Origin of the sequence: Micromonospora parva (assembly GCF_040649675.1) — a bacterium.
Classification (GTDB): Bacteria; Actinomycetota; Actinomycetes; order Mycobacteriales; family Micromonosporaceae; genus Micromonospora; species Micromonospora parva.
In genome coordinates this window covers 1-18,399 of sequence record NZ_JBEZFX010000015.1, presented here as the reverse complement: position 1 = coordinate 18,399, position 18,399 = coordinate 1, and the positions used below count along the sequence as shown (strand labels likewise).

The 18,399-nt window shown below is 70.7% G+C and carries 14 protein-coding genes; 5 read left to right on the top strand and 9 right to left on the bottom strand.

Going from position 1 to position 18,399, the window contains the following annotated elements:
• Window positions 1-33: 33 nt before the first annotated feature.
• Complete coding sequence (locus AB0C03_RS28960; RefSeq protein WP_030337923.1) at window positions 34-1,362, top strand: glycoside hydrolase family 18 protein; 1,329 nt, start codon at window positions 34-36, stop codon at window positions 1,360-1,362.
• 57 nt (window positions 1,363-1,419) lie between these two features.
• Here the strand turns inward: AB0C03_RS28960 and AB0C03_RS28955 are convergent, their stop codons facing one another.
• Complete coding sequence (locus AB0C03_RS28955) at window positions 1,420-1,776, bottom strand: effector-associated constant component EACC1 (protein ID WP_357640378.1); 357 nt, start codon at window positions 1,774-1,776, stop codon at window positions 1,420-1,422.
• A 188-nt stretch (window positions 1,777-1,964) separates the two neighbouring features.
• On the opposite strand from AB0C03_RS28955, the gene AB0C03_RS28950 reads away from it, so the two are divergent.
• Window positions 1,965-4,757, top strand: a complete 2,793-nt coding sequence (locus AB0C03_RS28950; RefSeq protein ID WP_357640176.1) for a M14 family zinc carboxypeptidase — start codon at window positions 1,965-1,967, stop codon at window positions 4,755-4,757.
• Between the two features lie 295 nt (window positions 4,758-5,052).
• On the opposite strand, the gene AB0C03_RS28945 is transcribed toward AB0C03_RS28950, so the two are convergent.
• On the bottom strand, window positions 5,053-7,113 hold the full coding sequence (locus AB0C03_RS28945) for a cellulose binding domain-containing protein (protein WP_357640173.1): 2,061 nt from the start codon (window positions 7,111-7,113) through the stop codon (window positions 5,053-5,055).
• Between the two features lie 788 nt (window positions 7,114-7,901).
• Between AB0C03_RS28945 and AB0C03_RS28940 the strand changes: the two genes are divergently transcribed.
• Window positions 7,902-8,609: a SanA/YdcF family protein gene (locus tag AB0C03_RS28940; protein WP_210864422.1), complete on the top strand. Its 708-nt coding sequence runs from the start codon at window positions 7,902-7,904 to the stop codon at window positions 8,607-8,609.
• Window positions 8,610-8,615: 6 nt separating this feature from the next.
• On the opposite strand, the gene AB0C03_RS28935 is transcribed toward AB0C03_RS28940, so the two are convergent.
• The 4 genes from AB0C03_RS28935 to AB0C03_RS28920 all read right to left on the bottom strand — a co-directional run bounded on the left by AB0C03_RS28935 (window position 8,616) and on the right by AB0C03_RS28920 (window position 12,858).
• Window positions 8,616-9,599 (bottom strand): LacI family DNA-binding transcriptional regulator, encoded by a 984-nt coding sequence (locus AB0C03_RS28935; RefSeq protein ID WP_051708897.1) that lies wholly within the window; start codon window positions 9,597-9,599, stop codon window positions 8,616-8,618.
• A gap of 88 nt (window positions 9,600-9,687) precedes the next feature.
• Window positions 9,688-10,521, bottom strand: coding sequence for a carbohydrate ABC transporter permease (locus tag AB0C03_RS28930; RefSeq protein ID WP_210864424.1), 834 nt, complete (start codon window positions 10,519-10,521; stop codon window positions 9,688-9,690).
• Entirely contained in the window at window positions 10,518-11,516 is a 999-nt protein-coding gene (locus AB0C03_RS28925; RefSeq protein ID WP_357640169.1) for a carbohydrate ABC transporter permease, read from the bottom strand. Before AB0C03_RS28925 ends, AB0C03_RS28930 begins: the two co-directional genes overlap by 4 nt.
• Window positions 11,517-11,565: 49 nt before the next feature.
• Window positions 11,566-12,858: an extracellular solute-binding protein gene (locus tag AB0C03_RS28920; protein ID WP_030337931.1), complete on the bottom strand. Its 1,293-nt coding sequence runs from the start codon at window positions 12,856-12,858 to the stop codon at window positions 11,566-11,568.
• Window positions 12,859-13,110: 252 nt separating this feature from the next.
• Here AB0C03_RS28920 and AB0C03_RS28915 point away from each other — a divergent pair, with 252 nt between their 5' ends.
• Window positions 13,111-14,736, top strand: coding sequence for a glycoside hydrolase family 43 protein (locus AB0C03_RS28915; protein WP_357640164.1), 1,626 nt, complete (start codon window positions 13,111-13,113; stop codon window positions 14,734-14,736).
• Window positions 14,737-14,782: 46 nt separating this feature from the next.
• Here AB0C03_RS28915 and AB0C03_RS28910 read toward each other — a convergent pair whose 3' ends face one another.
• From AB0C03_RS28910 to AB0C03_RS28900, 3 genes are all read right to left on the bottom strand, one after another.
• On the bottom strand, window positions 14,783-15,385 hold the full coding sequence (locus tag AB0C03_RS28910) for a hypothetical protein (RefSeq protein WP_357640161.1): 603 nt from the start codon (window positions 15,383-15,385) through the stop codon (window positions 14,783-14,785).
• 129 nt (window positions 15,386-15,514) lie between these two features.
• On the bottom strand, window positions 15,515-16,231 hold the full coding sequence (locus AB0C03_RS28905; RefSeq protein WP_357640158.1) for a hypothetical protein: 717 nt from the start codon (window positions 16,229-16,231) through the stop codon (window positions 15,515-15,517).
• Window positions 16,228-16,827: an RNA polymerase sigma factor gene (locus AB0C03_RS28900; RefSeq protein ID WP_357640155.1), complete on the bottom strand. Its 600-nt coding sequence runs from the start codon at window positions 16,825-16,827 to the stop codon at window positions 16,228-16,230. The genes AB0C03_RS28905 and AB0C03_RS28900 overlap by 4 nt, the downstream gene beginning before the upstream one ends.
• 268 nt (window positions 16,828-17,095) lie before the next feature.
• Between AB0C03_RS28900 and AB0C03_RS28895 the strand changes: the two genes are divergently transcribed.
• On the top strand, window positions 17,096-18,307 hold the full coding sequence (locus tag AB0C03_RS28895) for a chitosanase (RefSeq protein WP_357640152.1): 1,212 nt from the start codon (window positions 17,096-17,098) through the stop codon (window positions 18,305-18,307).
• The last annotated feature ends 92 nt before the right edge of the window (window positions 18,308-18,399 follow it).

Sequence of the window (18,399 nt, the reverse complement as noted above, 5' to 3'; positions counted from 1 at the left end):
TAATTCTGTCTGATGTCTCGTGGGAGTGTGCCGATGCGACCATTGCGCCACCGCCGTCTCACCGCCGTCGTCGCCCTGGCGACACTGCTGGTCACCGCCGCTCCGCCCACCGTCGCCAGCGCCGGTGACAACAACCAGCGCCGCACCGGCTACCACCGGGTCGGTTACTTCACCCAGTGGGGCATCTACGGCCGGGCCTTCCCGGTCAAGAAGCTCGAAACCTCCGGGGCGGCGAGCCGCCTCACCCACCTCAACTACGCCTTCGGCAACGTCAGCGAGGACGGTCGCTGCTTCGTGGACGGTGGGCCGGGCGAGGGCGACGCCTGGGCCGACTACCAGCGACCCGTCCCGGCCGAGGAGAGCGTCGACGGTGTCGCCGACGCCCCCGGCCAGGCGCTCAACGGCAACTTCAACCAGCTCGCCAAGCTCAAGGCCAAGCACCCCGACCTGAAGGTGCTGATCTCGCTCGGCGGCTGGAGCTGGTCGACGTACTTCTCGAACGCCGCCCGCACCGACGCCTCCCGCAAGGCGTTCGTCACGTCCTGCATCGACCTCTACCTCAGGGGCAACCTCCCGGGCAGCACCCCGGGCGCCGCCGCTGGCGTCTTCGACGGCATCGACCTCGACTGGGAGTGGCCCAACTGGGAGGGTGAGCCCGGCAACGTCATCCGCCCGGAGGACCGGGAGAACTTCACCAAACTGCTCGCCGAGTTCCGCCGGCAACTCGACGCGTACGGGCGCACGACCCGCGCGCACCACCCGCTGACCGCGTTCCTGCCGGCCAGCCCGGCCACCATGGACGCCGGTTACGAGGGCCGCAAGATCTTCAAGTACCTGGACTTCGCCACCGTGCAGGGGTACGACTTCCACGGCGGCTGGGACGCGCGGGCCAACCAGCAGTCGGCGCTTCGCGTCCCGGCGGGCGCCCCGGACAACCCGGACTTCTCCGTCGAGGTGGCCATCGACGGGTGGATCGCCCGTGGCGCGCCACGGGACAAGCTCGTGCTCGGCATCCCCTACTACGGTCGCGGCTGGACCGGCATCACCGGCGGCGGCAACGGCCTGTTCCAGCCGGCCACCGGGCCCGCGCCGGCCACCTTCGAAGCCGGCTACGAGGACTACAAGAAGCTCAAGACGCTGGCCGGCAACGGTTACACCGTGCACCGCGACCTGCGCGCCGGGCACGCCTGGTTGTTCGACGGTACGACGTTGTGGACGTACGACGACCCGGCGGTGGTGTTGCAGAAGACGCTCTACATCCGACGGGCCGGCCTCGCCGGTGCCATGATCTGGTCGCTCGACGGCGACGACGACAACGCCACCCTGACCAAGACGATCGGCCTCGGCCTGACGACCTGGTAGGCGTACCCGATCCCTGCGGCCCGCCGCCGACCGACTCCTCGGTCGGCGGCGGGCCGGCTAGCTCTGCGGGGCGGTCACCGCGCGCACCGCCGCCTCGATGAGCGCGGTCACCTGGTCCATGTCTCGAGCGCGGTGGATGTCCACCTCGGCCGACCAACCGTCGGGCCGGGTGAGCGTCACCGTCACATCCTCGCGGCGGTGGGTCAGCCAGGCGGCCACGGCCTGGATGAGCACCATGGCGGTGCCCGCGTCGCTGGCCGCCACCCGCAGGACGTCCGGGTGGCCCGCCGACGCCCCCTCGGGAGACGTCGTGGTCACCAGCTCCCGCAGCCGCTCCTCGGCACGCAGCCAGGACGCCAGCGAACGCCGCGCGGCGGCGGACGGAAGATCCGGATGGATCGAGAGCGTGATCATCTCTGGCACGTCTCCTCCTCCCAGGCGACGACAAACCCGCGCCACCCATCCTGCCAGTCCACGTCGGGACCGGCACGCCGTGTAGTCAGCAATATCGATCAAGCCTTGACCGCCGTGTCGACGATTCATAGGCTCCGGCCACTGCGAGGTTGTGCCCGAGAAGGGAAACACGACTCATGGCCCCATCGATGCGTCCATTCCGGAAGGTCCCCGCCAGACGCCTGGCGAGTGCCGCCACGATCGCCCTCCTGCTCGGCACGACTCCCCTGCTCGGTGGCACACCTGCCGCGAGCGCCGCCCCGCCCTCCCGGTGCAGCGACGACCCGACCGCCCGGTTGGGCACCGTGCCCAGCCCGGAGACCGTGCTCGGCTTCCCGCTCGGCGCGGGTCAGGAGCGGGTCGTCACCAACGACGAGGTCCGCACCTACCTCGGGGCCGTCGACCGCGCCTCGAACCGGGTCGTCACCGGCGTGATGACCACCAGCGTGCTCGGCCAACCGTTGCCGTACGCGGTGGTGTCCAACGAACGTCACGTACGGCCCGCCGCGCTGCGCCAGATCGCCGACGACGTCCGGGACCTGCGTGACCCGCGCCGAACCAGCGCGCGGACGGCCGCCCGGACGGCGAAGGACAGCCCGGCCATCGTCTGGGTCACCGCGAACGTGCACGGCGGCGAGAAGAGCGGTGCGGACGCGGCGCTCAAGACGCTGTACGAGTTGGCGGCCGGCCTGTCCTGCGCCGTCGCCGAGCGCAACGACAACCTGGTCACCATCATCGTCCCCACCCAGAACCCGGACGGCCGCGACGCCACCCGGCGGCAGAACGAGTTCGGCTTCGACCTGAACCGGGACTGGTTCGCCCGCACCCAGCAGGAGACCGACGGCAAGCTCGAGCTGCTGCGCCGCTACCCGCCGCAGGTCTTCATCGACGCGCACGAGATGGGTGGCCGGCAGTACTTCTTCCCGCCCAACGCCGACCCGATCCACCACGAGATCGCCGGCGAGGCGGTGGACTGGATCAACCGGATCGGCGAGGCCAACAAGGACGGCTTCGGCTTCAACGGGGCCTGCGACGAGACCGTCACCACCGAGTGCTACTTCAACTACGACACGTACGACATGTTCTTCATGGGCTACGGCGACACGGTGCCGACCACCGGCTTCGGCGCGGCCGGCATGACGTACGAGAAGGGCAGCGCGTCGGCGGTGGCCGACCGGGTCCAGCAGCAGTTCCACACCCAGTGGTCGACGCTCGGCTGGGCCGCCGCGCACAAGCGTGAGGTGCTGGACGGCTACTTCGACATCTGGACCGACGCGCTCGCCCAGGGCAGGGCGGGCACGCTGGAGCCGAACGAGGTGGTGCAGCCCACCAACGAGGTCCAGTTCCCGGTGCCGGACGTCAAGGTCCGCTCGTACTTCCTGCTGCCCGACCGGCAGCTCGCCGACGTCCGCCAACTCGTCGAGCGGCTGCGCCGGATGGACGTCGAGGTGTACGAGGTGCGCAAACCGACCCGGGTGCCCACCGCGCGGGTCTTCGGCGGGCGCACCGCCACCAACGTGACAGTGCCCGTTGGCGCGTACTGGATCCCGATGGACCAGCCACAGAAGCACTGGATCCAGGCCGTCATGGGCGAGGACCCGTACGTGCCGTTCCCGTACTTCTACGACGTGTCGTCCTGGAGCAACCCGCTGCTGATGGGTGTCTCGGCCATCTACACCGGCGACACCGTCAAGCCGAAGGCCGAGCTGGTCCGGAAGGTCTCCGGTGGTCGCACCGGTGCGGCGTGGCCGTGGGGCTCGTACACGTACCCGCTCGACTCGGCCGCCGCCGCGGAGTTCACCTTCGCGCTGCTCGGCCGTGGCGTACCCCTGGTCCGTGACCTCACGACCAGCACTGTCGCCATCCCGGCCGCCACTGTGAGCCGGAGCGTGGACGGGCTGGCCGAATCCCTCGGGGTCAGCCTCACCCCGGGTGGTCGGCCCTCCGGTACCCGCCTCGACCTGCCCGACGTCGGGCTCTTCCAGGGCACCGGCATCTCCACCACGTCGGGCTCCCACGGCGAGGCGCGCTACGTGCTCGGCAAGCGGTGGGGGCTGGACCTCAAGCCGGTCACCACTGCCGACATCAACGACAACACCGCCGCGTTCACCGGGCGTACCGTGCTGGTGGTGCCGGACGGCAGCAGCCCGACCGGCGGTCTGACCGCCGCCGGCCAGGCCAACCTGCGCGAGTGGATCGCCCAGGGCCACACCTACGTCGGGCTGCGCAACGAGGGCACCCGGTTGGCCCGCGCCGCCGGGCTCACCTCCACCACCGAGAAGACGAAGCCGGCCGACTACCTGGTGATCGGCTCACACCTGCGGGTGGACGTCGACACCGACAGCCCGGTCGCGTCGGGTCGCCCGGCGGAGGACTTCGAGTTCAACAACAGCGACCCGATCCTCACCCCGAGCACCACCGGGACGAACGTGCTGAGCTACCCGACCGGTGACACGTTCTGGGCCAACGGCTACACCGTCGGCGCGGACACCCTCAAGGGCACCGCGGCGGTGGTGGACGAGCCGACCGGCGCCGGTCGGGCGGTGCTGTTCGCGTTCAACCCGCTCTTCCGGGCGTACAACGAGAATGGTCTGCACCTGGTGGCCAACGCGCTGCTCTACCCGGCGGGCGCTGCCCCGGACGCCCGGCGCTCGGCCGGTGTCGACGCGGCGCGCGCCAGCGCCGCCGCCGCGCCCGTGACGCCGGACCTCGGCGGCGGCTGGCGACCGATCACCATCCAGGTCGCGGCCGGCGACCTGCCCCGCACCCGGGCGATCGTCGAACGCTTCAGCACCGACGCGCAGGCGTCCACGAAGAACGGCTCGGCGTACGTCGTGATCCCGAACCCGCAGGGCCTCCAGGTCGACGAGCACCCGTTCGCGAACGATCTGGTACGCGCCCTGCGCGACGCCGGGGTGCCACTGCGGTCGGTGGTCGCCTGACGTAGCCCCGCACGCCGAAACGCCCGTCCCCACGTATCGGGGGCGGGCGTTTCGGTGGGTTCCGGGGTTGGTCAGGTGCTGCCGCCGGGACCACTGCGGGTGGACTTGTGCCCCTGTGGAGCTGATGCCGTCAACGAATCAGCTGACCCCTGGACCGACCCCGCTGACCCCACGGCTGTCACCTGTCCTGATTCGTTTGCGGCATCAGTTCCAAAGCGTCGCTACCCAGGACGTCGCCCTCCGACGATCGGACGACATGTGCCCAGGTCGACGAACGCGACAGGCATCAGCTCGGTCACCCGGTCGCGCAGACAGTGCCGTTGAGGGTGAACGCGGTGGGCAGCACGTTCGGGCCGCTGTACGCGCCGACGAAACCGGCGCTCACTGTGGCACCCACGGCGATCTGCCGGTTGTCGTCGGTCGGGGTGACCCGCACGGCGGTGCCGACCTGTTCCCAGGTGGCGCTCCAGCCGCTGCTCACCTGCTGCCAGCCGGTGGGCCAGGTCCAGGTGAGCGTCCAGCCGCTGATTGGCTTCGTCCCGTTGTTGGTGATGTCGACGCCACCGATGTAGCCGTTGCCCCAGTCGTTGGCGGTGGTGAAACGGACGGTGCACGCGCTGGCGGCGGGGCTGCCGGTGGCGAAGGTCAGCGGCGGTGAGGACCAGGAGACCCGGCCGGCGGTGTCGCGGGCCAGCACATTGACGGTGTACCTGCTGCCCGGCACCAGGTTGTCGACAGTGAACGAGGTGGACGCCGTCTCGCCGAGCTGCTCGCTGACCGCGCCGTTGTGCCGGTACACCTCGTACTTGGCGATGGGGCTGCCACCCGGTGTGGCCGCCGGCCAGGTGATCGTCGCGGCGCGGTCGGTGACGCCGCTCGCGGTGGGCTGGCCCGGCGTCGAGGGCCGTCCGGCGGACGTGCCGGCCGGTCGCAGCACGATCGTGGTCAACGAGTACGCCGGCAGCGTGCGGCTGGTCGCCGAACCGGACTGGCCGGTCGCGATGCCGGTGGCGCCGTTGGTGAGGGTGGACACCGTCGGTGCGACCGCCGACGGGGTGAACCCGGCGTAGTCGATGGTGACCGGGTGGTCGTTGTCCGGGTCCTTGTTCACCAGCAGCACGGCGAGGTCACCGTTGGCCCGGCGGACGGCGTGCGCGGTGACCAGCGGCTCGTCGGTGCCGGCGCGGACGAACTGGTCGCCGGGCGTCGCGAAGAGCTTCATCATGCGCAGCCCGTGGTACGGCGCGAAGGGCGTGTTCAGCGGCGGCTGGCAGACCGAGCCGTCCTCGGTGCAGGCGCCGCTGGAGAGCATCCCGAAGTCGCCGTAGTCGGTCTGGCCGGCCACCTGCGTCACGGTGCCCATGCCGTTGTGCACGTTCCACCACTGAACGGTGAAGACGCCGCTCTCCAGCAGCCCGCTGTAGACGTCGGCCAGGAAGAGTGCCGCCGGCTGGGTGGTCCGGCCCGCGTCGACGTTCAGCTCGGTGAAGCTGATGCCGATACGGTCGGCGTTCGCACCGGCGTACCGCGCGAGTTGTTGCCGCAGCAGGTAGGTGGCGTCGGGGAGGTGGTTGACGCGGGCCAGCGACTCGGCTGCCGTGCCGCCCGGGTACCAGTGCACGTCCACGAAGTCGATCTTCGGGCCGGCGATGGAGAGCACCGTCTGGTTCCACGGGCCGGGGTCGCTGCCGGCGGTGATCCCGTCCGGCCAGTTGCCCGGCATGGTCAACACCGCCCCGACCTTGACGCTCGGGTCCACCGCCTTCATCGCGTCGGCGTACTCGACGACCAGCCTCGCGTACTGTGTCGCGCTCTTGTCCGGGTGGTTGTCCGCCTCCCAGGCGGACCCGTAGTGGCCGTTGCCGTAGTTCTCGTTGCCGACGGTCCAGTAGCGGGCGTCGTAGCCCTTCGTCACGTTGGCGTACCGCACCCAGTCGGCGGCCTCGGCGGGCGTGCCGGTGCCGTAGTTCGCAATGATCATCGGTTGGGCGCCGGCGCGCCGGACCGCCGCCATGAAGGTGTCGAAGTCGGTTCCCGGTGCGACGTAACCGCCGGGCGCGGTGTGGTCCTTCCAGTGGTAGATGTCGGCGTACGAGCCGCCGGGGTAGCGCATCATCTGCACGCCGGCGTCGCGGAGCAGGTCCGATGTCTCGGCGGTGCCGAGGTTCGCGTCCCAGATGGCGTGGTTGACGCCGAGCGCGGTATCCGGCACGGTCGCCAGACCGGCGCGGGTGTTGACGGTCACGCTGACCGGGTCGGCTGCCGCGCTGGCGGATGGCGGGTTGACGCCCGCGAGCGCGCTCGCGGCGAGCAGCAGGCCCGCCAGGAGTGCCGCACGGGTCTTCGGTGTACGCATGGGCGGGGTTCCTTCGCGCAGGTGAGCCGCCCCGCCAGTCACTGTGCGACGCGGGCACGGGCGAGCTCGTGGACGATTGGCCTTCGTTGGTCCATCGCTTGTGTCACCGTCCCCCGGAGATCACACAGGGATCCCGGTTGCCCAGTGGACGGAGGTCAGCCCGCGCGCGGCTTCATCGACGTACCACAATGGCACTGGCGGCTGGACAATCTCAAGGTGCGACACGCTGACCGCCGTCGGCGTACCCCGTCGGTTGTCGCCGCCACTGGGTGGCGTCCCGCTGTTCGGGCCCGGACTCCGAACAGCGGGACGCGACCCGGGCGGCCAGGGCCGGGACCGACGGTCGTCTTCAGGGGCGGCCCAGGGGTGGGCCGCTGCTCAGCGGTGCGCGCTGACAGGCGGGCGGCCGGTTGTCGTCGCACGACTGTCCCGGCTGCTGCGCTGCCCTGGATTCCCGGTGGCCGTTCATGCCTCGGCCGCGTGGCGCGCGGGTCGCCCGGTGGTGGTCTCGGGCCGTCTCGCGCCGGCCGCGTGCCACCCGCCCCACGCCACGATCGTCGTCCGTCACGCCGCGGGTCACTGTCACTGGCGACAACTCCGTCACCGCGGCCCGAGGTCGTTCGAGTACCGACGACTGTCCGTAACGTTAACGCTAACAGTGAGCGATTGTCCATAGACAACTGCCGTTGTTGGCTGCTGCGGTGGTGGTGTTTCGGCGGGACGGCGCGGCATCAGGTCGACGGCGACGCGGTCGACCGCCGCGCGCACCGGCGGAATAGCCTTGCGGCATGCGGGGACGATTCGGGGCGGCCAGGCGGTGGTACGCGGAGCATCGGCGGTTGGCCCGCCGTGCGGTGCTCGCGCTCGTGGTGGGGGCGGTGGCGCTGGCCGGGGGCACCGTGGCCAGCGTGACGTGGATCCGCGACATCGCCGACGGCCACCTCTACGCCGAGGCCGAGGTGCCGGACGCGCCGGTCGCGCTGGTGCTGGGCACCAAGGTGGACGCGGACGGCATACCCTCCCCCGTCCTCGCGGCCCGGTTGGAGATCGCGCGGCGACTGTTCGACGCCGGCAAGGTTCGGGCGATCCTCGTGTCGGGCGACAACATGAACGCCGACTACAACGAGCCCGCCGCGATGCGGAGCTGGCTGGTGGAGCGGGGTGTGCCAGCACACAAGGTGGTGCCGGACTACGCCGGATTCGACACCTACGACTCGTGCGCGCGGGCCGAGCGGATCTTCGGAGTGCGGCGAGCCACAGTGGTGACCCAGTCCTTCCATCTTCCGCGCGCCGTGGCGCTGTGCCGGCGGCTCGGCATCGACGCCAACGGGGTGGGCGACGACAGCGCGAAGCGGTACGCCCAGACGTGGTGGTTCAGTTCCTCCCGGGAGAACGGCGCCTGCCTGAAGGCCGCGCTGGACCTGCTCTCCGGTCGGGATCCGGCGCACCTGGGCCGCCGCGAGACGGGCGTCGACGACGCGTTGCGGGTCGACTGAGCAGGATCACGACCGGGCAGGTGCGACGCTGTCGCGGACGATGAGTTCGGTGGCGAGCTCCACCCGGGGGCTCTCGGTCCGCTCGCCGCTGGCCAGGCGCAGCACGGTACGCGCGGCCAGCATGCCCATCTCGGCCAGGGGTTGACGGACGGTGGTCAGCGGCGGCGAGCACCACCGCACCTCCGGCAGGTCGTCGAAGCCGACCACGCTGACGTCGTCGGGCACCCGCAGGCCGCGTTTGCGGACCGCCTCGTAGACGCCGAGGGCCATCTGATCGCTGGAGGCGAAGATGGCGGTGGGTGGGTCGGGCAGGCTCAGCAGCTGTATACCCGCGGTGAAGCCGGACTCGTGGTAGAAGTTCCCCGGCCGGATCAGGGCGTCGTCGATGGGGATACGCGCGGCGCCGAGGGCGGCCCGGTAACCGTCCATGCGGGCCCGGCTGCACATCAGGTGCGGCGGGCCGGCGATGAAGCCGATGCGACGATGACCCAGGTTGATCAGGTACTGGTTGGCGCTGAGGCTGCCCGCCCAGTTGGTGGCGCCGATGGTGGGTGACTCCTGCGGGTCGACCCCGGCCGGGTCGATGATGACGACCGGCAGGTGCAGCCGACGCAGCTCGGCCTGCAACGGCGGGTTCACCATCGAGGTCACGAAGATGATGCCCTCGGTGGAGCGCGTACGCATGTTGTCGAGCCACTGCTTGGCCGAGGACATCCGCCAGTGGATGGCCGACACGACGGTGCCGACGCCGCTGGCCTGGCCGACGTCCTCCACCCCCCGGATGATCTCCACCGCCCACGGGCTGTCCAGGTCGTTGAAGACCAGGTCGATCAGGGCGGCGTCGGTCCGCCGGGCCGGTGCACGGCGGCGGTAGCCGTGCCGGTTGAGGAGCGCCTCGACGCGTTCCCGGGTGTCGGGGGCGACGTCGGAGCGGCCGTTGATGACCCGGGAGACGGTGGGTACGGAGACTCCGGCCAACCGGGCGATCATGGCGATGGTGACGTTTCGGCCGTTCGCTGTGCCCACGGTCCCCCTGCCTCCTGTTGGAAACGTCAGGTCTGCTCGAGGTGGTGTGCTGTCATCCCTTGACGCTGCCGGTGAGGCCGCCGATGAGTTGGCGTTCGGCCACGGCGTAGAAACCCAGGGCCGGCACCATCGACAGCACGACGTAGGCGAGCACCCGTGCGGTCTCGGCGGTGTACTGGCCCTGGAATGCCTGCACCCCGACGGGCAGGGTCCACCAGCTCTGGTCGGTGAAGACGACCAGCGGGAGCATGAAGTTGTTCCAACTGGTCACCACGGCCAACACCGAGACGGTGGCCAGGGCCGGACGGGCCATCGGCAGCAGGACCCGCCAGAAGAAGCCGAACGAGCCGCAGCCGTCGAGGACGGCGGCCTCCTCGATCTCCGCCGGGATGGTGCGGAAGAACTGGCGCAGGATGATGATGGTGATCGGCAGCCCGAAGGCGGCCTGGGGCAGAATGACACCGAGCGGGTTGTCCAACAGGCCCATGCCGCGCAGCAGGACGAACAGCGGCAGGATGGCCACCGCGAACGGGAACATCAGGCCGATCGCGAACAGGGTCACCAGAAACTCGCGGCCCCGGAAGGCGTACCGCGCGAAGACGAACGCGGCCATCGCCGCCGCGGCGACGACGATGACGGTGCTGCTCACGGCGATGAGCAGACTGTTGCCGAGCTGCCGCCAGAACACCTCGGACATCAGGATGTCCGTGTAGTTCGACGGCAGCCAGGGGTCGGGCCAGCCCAGCGGATTGGTGGAGAGCTGACCGTTGTCCTTGAAGCCGCCGAGCACGCCGAACCAGACCGGCACGACGATGAGTGCTCCGACGAGGACGCAGACGAGGTGCAGCACGAGGCCGCGGGTCCGCTGGGCGCGGTTCACGGTCATCGCTGGCCTCCCTGGTTGGTGATCGCGCCCGCGGTGTCCCGGCGCAGGACGATGCGCTGGTAGAAGAGAGCGAAGACGAGACTCAGCAGGAACATGACGATGCTGATCGCGCTGGCGTAGCCGACCTCGAAGCGGCGGAAGCCGTACTCGTACATCGTCACGGCCATGGTCTCCGACGAGTGGATCGGGCCGCCCCGGGTGAGCACCCAGACCATGTCGAACAGTTGGATGGTGCCGATGACCGACAGGAAGACGCTGATGCGGATCGTCGGCCCGAGCAGGGGCAGTGTGACGTGCCGGAACGCCTGCCAGGCGGAGGCGCCGTCGGTCACCGCGGCCTCGGACAACTCCTTGGGGATGCCCTGACGGGCGGCGAGGAAGAGCATCATGTAGAGGCCGAAGTATTTCCAGGACACCACGAGGAAGACGGCGTACAGCACGGTGTCCGGGTCGGCGAAGACCGTGCCGGCGTCGGCGCTCAACCACGTCGCGATCGCGTCGCCCAGGCCCCGGTTGGGTGAGAACACCAGGTCGAACAGGACGGCCGTGGTGACCTCGGAGAGCACGTACGGCGCGAAGAAGATCAGCCGGTACGCGGCGCGACCCCGCAGTGGCTGGTTGAGCAGCATGGCCAGGGCCAACGCCGCGGGCAGCTGGACGACCAGGGACAGCAGCACCAGGACGAAGCCGCGCCAGAGGTCACCCCGGAAGGTCGGGTCCTGGAAGGCGCGGGTGTAGTTGTCCAGCCCGATGAAGTTCTCCGGCAGCCCGAAGCCGTTCCACTTGTAGAGGCTGGCGTAGCTGGCCACCAGGATGGGGGCGACGACCAGCAGCAGGAACAGCACCAGGGCTGGGGTGAGAAAGATGGCGAGGACGCCGCCGCGGCCCGACCGGGGCTGGCGGCCGCGCTGTCGCACGGTGCCCGGCCCCGGTGCCGGCGGGTCCGTCGCCGGGTCGCCGCGCCTGGCGTCCGACACGGTCGATGGCCTGGTCATGCCTGCTCCACAGGGGGTTCTCCGGCTACGGATGGGTGGGTGGTCACGGTCAGACGGTCTTCGCCACCTGCGTGATGTCCTTGACGATCTGTGCGGGCGACTTGTTGCCGGCGACCAACTCGGCGACGCTGTCGTTGATCTGCGAACCGAGCGCCGGCGCGTACGCCTGGTCGAGGTAGAGCTGGAAGCCGGTGTAGCTGGCCAGGGTCTCCGCGAGGAGCTTGCCGTTGGCGTCGGGGATGGCCGTCGCGGCCTCCCGCACTGTCGGTAGCACCGCGCCGGTCTGCGCCGACTTACGCTGGTTGTCGGCGCTGAGCAGGAACTTCAGGAAGTCGGCGGTGGCGGCGGGGGCGTCCTTGCCGATGGCGAAGCCGTTGCCGCCGCCGAACACCTCAGTCGTGGCGCCCTTTCCACCGTCGACAGTGGGGAAGGGGAAGAAGCCGAGCTTGTCGCCGAGGCCCTTCTTGCTGGTGGAGCTGGAAGCCTGGACCGCGGGTGCCCACTGCCCCATCAGCTCCATCGCCGCGCCGCCGTTGCCCATGGCGGCGGCCTGGCCGTCGGGCGTCCCGTACGCCGCACCGAGGAACCCCTTCTGGAACGGCTGCAGGTCGACGAGTTCCTTCAGCCGGTCGCCGGCGGCGACGAGGTCAGGCGAGTCGAAGTTCTTGTCATCGACGGCCTTCTGCAGCGCGCCCACCCCGCCGACGCGCATCGCGAGGTAGGACCAGTAGTAGTGGGCCGGCCACTTGTCCTTGCCGGCCAGGGCGATCGGAGTGATGCCGGCGGCCTTGAGTTGACGGACCGCGTCGAGCAGACCCGTCCAGGTGGTGGGCGCGGCGGTGATGCCGGCGCGGGTGAAGAGGTCCTTGTTGTACCAGAAACCGACCATGCCGATGTCGAACGGAACACCGTAGATCTTGCCGTCGATCGTGTACGGCTCCAGGGCGGCGGGCAGCAGGCCCCCGATCCACGGCTTCACGTCGTCGGTGATGTCCTTGACCAGGCCCGCGTCCACCTGCTGCTTGAGAACGCCACCACCCCAGGACTGGAACAGGTCGGGCGGGTCACCTGCCTGGGTGGCGGTGGTGAGCTTGGCCTTGAACGCCTCGTTCTCCAGCGGCTGGATGTCGAGGGTGACGTTGGGGTGTGCGGCCTTGTACTCGTTGGCCAGCGCCGCCCAGACCGGAAGCATCGGCTCGGTGTTCTGGATGTGCCACCAGTTGATGGTCTGCGGGGCGTTCGGGTCGCTGGGCTCGTCGTCGCCGCACGCGCTCAGCAGACAGGCGCCGGCGCCGGCACCGGCGAGACCGAGCAGCGTTCGACGGGAAAGGTACGTGGTCATGATCCATCCCTTCGGGGACTCACGGGGGTGCTCGAACGCCGGCCGAGCCGGCCTGTGGGGATCCACGGATCTCCGAAACTTTCAATGCTTCGCCGGTAATACCGATCGATGGCCGGCACGCTACGAGCTGTCGCCTCACCGGTCAATACCTCTGTCCTAATACGAAAAGACCGGCTAGCGTAGGCACGACCTTCAATGGCCCCGGATCGCGAGTTTCCGGAAGTTGCAGACCGCCCGCCGAGAGGAGCGCTCGTGTCGACCGACATCGCTGACGTGGCGACCGCTGCCCGGTCGATCCGCAATCCCGTCCTCGCCGGCTTCCACCCGGACCCGTCGATCCTGCGCGTCGGCGACGACTACTACCTGGCCACCTCGACCTTCGAGTGGTACCCGGGGGTGCGCGTGCACCACTCGCGCGATCTGGTGAACTGGCGCAGCCTCGGTGGGATCATCACCGAACGGCGGCTACTCGATCTGCGCGGCTGCGGCGACTCCAACGGGGTGTGGGCACCCGATCTGACGTACCACGACGGTCTGTTCCACCTCGTCTACAGCGACGTGGCCAGCTTCGCCAGCGGCTACTGGGATCCGCAGAACTTCCTGGTCACCGCCGAGGACATCACCGGCCCCTGGTCCGATCCGGTGACACTGCACGGGCGCGGGTTCGACGCGTCGCTGTTCCACGACGACGACGGCACCAGCTGGTTGCTGGGCATGAGCGCGGACTGGCGACCCGGCCGTGACCGCTTCGGCGGCATCGAGATCCAACGCTACGACCCGGCCGCGCGCCGACTGGTCGGCAGCCCCCGCATCGTGTTCACCGGCTCCCCGGCCGGGCTCACCGAGGGTCCACACCTGTACCGCCACGACGGCTGGTACTGGCTGATCACCGCCGAGGGCGGCACCAGCTGGGAGCACCAGGTCACCATGGCGCGCTCCCGGGAGCTGTTCGGGCCGTACCAGGTGGACCCGGACGGGCCGCTGCTCACCTCCTGCGGGCGACCCGAGCTGCGGTTGCAGAAGGCGGGTCACGGCAGCCTGGTCCGTACCCAGCACGGCGAGTGGTACCTGGCCCACCTGGTCGGCCGACCGTACTCGCCGCTGGGCAACTGCGTGCTGGGCCGGGAGACCGCTATCCAGCGGGTGGAGTGGCCGTCGGGCGGTTGGCCGCGGGTCGCCGCAGGGGTGCCCGCGGACGAGGTCGTCGCACCCGATCTACCCGCCCACCCGTGGCCGGCGGAGCCCGAGACGGACCACTTCGACGCCCCGGAGCTGGGCCGCTGCTGGTCGACGCTACGACGGCCGGCCACCGCGGACTGGGTCGACCTGCACAGCCGCCCGTCGTACCTGCGGATCCACGGCGGGCAGTCGCCGGTCGGCCGACAGGCACCCAGCCTGGTCGGGCGGCGCGTCGGCGCGATGGAGTGCTCGCTGGAGACCGTGGTGGAGTTCGCGCCGGCCGACCACCGCCAGCTCGCCGGGATCACCGCCTACTACAACACCCTCAACTGGCACCACCTCTACCTGACCCGCGCCGACGACGGGCGGACGGTGCTGGAGCTGCTCAGCTCCGACAACGGGCGGCGCACCGCGTACCCCGAGCTGAGCGTCGATGTCGACGGCGTCACCCGGGTCGGACTGCAGGCCGTCTTCGACGGACCGGCGGTGCGCTTCGCGTACGACCTCGGCACCGGTTGGCAGCGGCTACCTGTCGAGCTGGACGCGACCATCCTCTCCGACGAACACGCCGCGCTGATCATCGACGGTGAGCCGGCGGCGTGGGGCTTTACCGGGGCCTTCCTCGGCCTGTGGGTGCAGGGCCTGGGCGGCGGCGACGTACACGCCGACTTCGACCTCGCCACCTACCGGGAGCGGTGACCACGCGGACGGCACTCGGCGGGTGCCGTCCGCGTTCCCACCCGTCCTACCTGACCTGGGCGGCGACAGTGCGCAGCTGGCCGAGGGTGGTGCGGAAACCGTGGCCGGACGCGGCCGGGTCCTCGGTGAGCAGACCGCTGACGGCCATGGCCTGCGAGCGGGTCACGGCGACGGCCTCCGCGCCGGCCCCGCTCACGTCGAACACCCCGAAGTCGCCGCTGAGCGTCCGGAACGTCGGGGCCGTCGGGTCCTTGGCCAGGTAGAGCACCACGACCTGGCCCGCCTCCAGGGTGGACATGTGCGCCGCGTCCGGCACACCGCTGGGCAGGCTGGCGAGCGTGATCCGCGCCCCGGCCCGCACTGTCGATCCGGTCGCCGCGCGCAGCACCTCGTCGACCCGGAAACCGGCCGCCTCGACCTCGCCCCGGACGACCAGGTCGGCGGCCTCGCTGAGCTGCCGCACGGTGCCGTACCCGCGCAGCTTGCCCTTGATCGGCGGGGCGGCGCTGCTGGGCGTTGCGGCGCTGCTCGGGGCGGGTGCGGCGGCCTGGTCGGCGTCGGCGCTACCACACGCGGACAACGCCGCCGCGGCGAGCACGGCGGCGGCGGTGGCCACCACAGACCGGGTACGGCGCAGGTCGACTGCCATGGAACGCTCCTTGCGTCTCGGTGCCGTCCCGGGGCATCTCGCCCGGAACGCGGCACTGCTTACGCCTTCTATCTGTGCGCTCCGGGCGGCGGGTTCCATCTTTTCGGGCTCGCCGGCGCTTTGTCAGACTCAGCCGCGCTCGCTGGCGAGCTGGCGGAGGTCGGCCAGCGTGGTGACGAACGCGCGGCCCGCCCCGGTGGCGTCCTCGGTGCGCAGACCGGTCACCGACATCGCCGACGACCGGCTGGTGGCCGTCTCCCCGGCGAGGTCGAAGATCCCGAAGTCGCCGCTGAGCGGGGCGTAGACGCGCGCCTGCGGGTCGCTGAGGGCCAGGTAGAGCACGCTCGGCCGGCCGGGCGACCCGGCCGATTCGGTGCCCACCGTGATCTCCGTGGAGACCGGGGCGACCGGGGCGCGGTAGAGCACCTCGGCCACCCGGTAGACGCTCCGCCCGTCCGCCACCGACACGACCTCACCCTGGACCACCAGGTCCGCCGAGTCGGTGAGTTCGCGCACCGTGCCGTACGCCCGGATCTTGGCGACCGCGCCCGGCGGCGGGAGGCGGGCGGCCGAGCGGCTCGCCTGCGGCGACGGCAGCGCCGCCGGGGGTTCGTCGCCCGAGCTGACGGCGAGCCCGGCGCCGGCCGCCGCGACCAGGACCAGGACCAGCGCGGCCAGCGCGAGCGCCGGGCGCCGCCACACCTGGGGCGAGCTGTGGGTACGCGACTCCCGCGCGATCGCCGTCAGCAACCGGTCGCGGTGCAGCTCGTGCCGGCCCGCCGGCAGGTCGCGAGCGCCGGGGTGCGGGGCGATCTCCGCCCACTCGGCCGGGTCGGGCGCGTTCACCGGCTGACCTCCCGCACGAACGAGGCGTCCACGACCGGCGCTCGCGCGGCGCGCGGCGGGGCATCGACGAGGGTACGGAGCCGGGCACGCGCGCGCGACAGTCGGGACCGCACCGTGCCGACCGGAACGCCCAGCGCCTCCGCCGCGGACTCGTAGTCGAGGCCCTCCCACAGGCACAGGGTCAGCACCTCACGCTCGGGCCGGCGCAGCCGGGCCAACGCATCGAGCGCGGCGGCGATGCGTCGGCGGTCGTCGAGTCGGCCGGCGACCTCGTCGGCGTGGTCGGGCACCGTGAGGTCGGCGGTGATCAGCGCGGCGGCCACCCTGCGGTAGCGGCGGTTGCTGCGGGTGTGGTTGCGGGCCTCGTTGGTGGCGATGCCGAGCAGCCAGGGGCGCAGCGACCCACCCTCCTCGGTGACCCGCTCCCGGGAACGCCAGGCTTGCAGGTACGTGGCGGCCATGACGTCCTCCGCCGTGGCCCAGTCGGCGGTCAGCCGGAACGCGTGGTTGTACACCGAGCGCGCGTACGCGTCGAACAGCTCGGCGAACGCGCCGGGATCACCGGCTCGCACCCGGGCGCGCAGACTCGACTCCATGACCATCTTCTGTCCGTCGGACGGTGCTGGTTCCGACGGACCGGCCCGTTGATCAGTTACGGCCCGACGATAGCCACCGGCATGGACGCGCCGCCAACGACGGGGTGAACAGGCGCTGTCACGCCTCGCGGTCGTCGATTGACGGGAAATCGACGTACTGGTATCTGTTAATACAGTTTCCTGATGCTCGCGGTGCCCGCCGGGGCCGAACTTCCGCGCCGGGTCACCGACCGGCCGGCGGCACGCCGCCCCTTCCCCGAGGAACACCATGGTTCACCAGAGAACAGCCGCCGCATCCGTCGTGGGAGCCCTGCTGATCGGCGTCGCCGCCGTCGGCTACGGCGTACCGTCGGCGAGCGCCGCGACCGCCGGCCCGATCACCGGCCTCGGCGGCAAGTGCATCGACGTGGCCGGCGCCAACCCGGCCAACGGCACGCCCGTCCAGCTCTACGACTGCAACGGCAGCGCGGCCCAGACGTGGACCGTCGGCAACACCGACACCTCGATCCGGGCACTCGGCAAGTGCCTCGACGTGACCGCCGCGTCGACCGCCAACGGCGCCAAGGTGCAGCTGTACGACTGCAACAACACCGGCGCGCAGAAGTGGACCGCCAGCAACGGCGCCCTGGTCAACTCCGGCTCCGGCAAGTGCCTCGACGTCACCGACCGGAGCACGGCGAACGGCGCCCGGTTGCAGATCTGGACCTGTGGCGGCACCACGAACCAGCGGTGGACCCTGCCGGGCGGCGGCACCCCCACCCCCACGCCCACCAACCCGAGCGGCACCAACCTCGACGACCCGGCGAAGAAGGACGTCGCCATGCAAATCGTCTCGGCCGCGGAGAACTCGTCGCTCGACTGGCGCGCGCAGTTCTCCTACATCGAGGACATCGGTGACGGGCGCGGCTACACCGCCGGCATCATCGGCTTCTGCTCCGGCACCGGCGACATGCTCGAACTGGTCGAGGCGTACACCCGCACCAAGCCAGGCAACGTGCTCGCCGGCTACCTACCGGCGCTGCGCACCGTCAACGGCACCCCGTCGCACTCCGGCCTCGACCCCAACTTCCCCCGCGACTGGCGGACCGCCGCCACCGACCCGGTCTTCCAGGCCGCCCAGGAGGCCGAACGCGACCGGGTCTACTTCAACCCATCGGTACGCGACGGCAAGAACGACCAGGTCCGGGCGCTCGGCCAGTTCGCCTACTACGACGCGGCGGTCATGCACGGGTACGAGGGCATGCGTCAGATCCGCAGCCGCGCCCTGAACCGGGCCAAGCCGCCGGCCCAGGGCGGCGACGAGCGGACCTGGCTCAACGCCTTCCTCGACGAGCGGGTCATCGAGATGAAGAAGGAGGCGGCCCACTCGGACACCTCCCGCGTCGACACCGCCCAGCGGGTGTTCCTCAACAACGGCAACTTCAACCTGAACACCCCGCTGGTGTTCGCCGTCTACGGCGACCAGTTCCGCATCGGGTAGGGCCTGTTTCATAAGGGCGGTCGAGCCGAGGCGGAGTCCGGGCGGCGATCCGGCAAGGCGCGGTTTCGTCCGGATACCGGTGTCGTATCCGG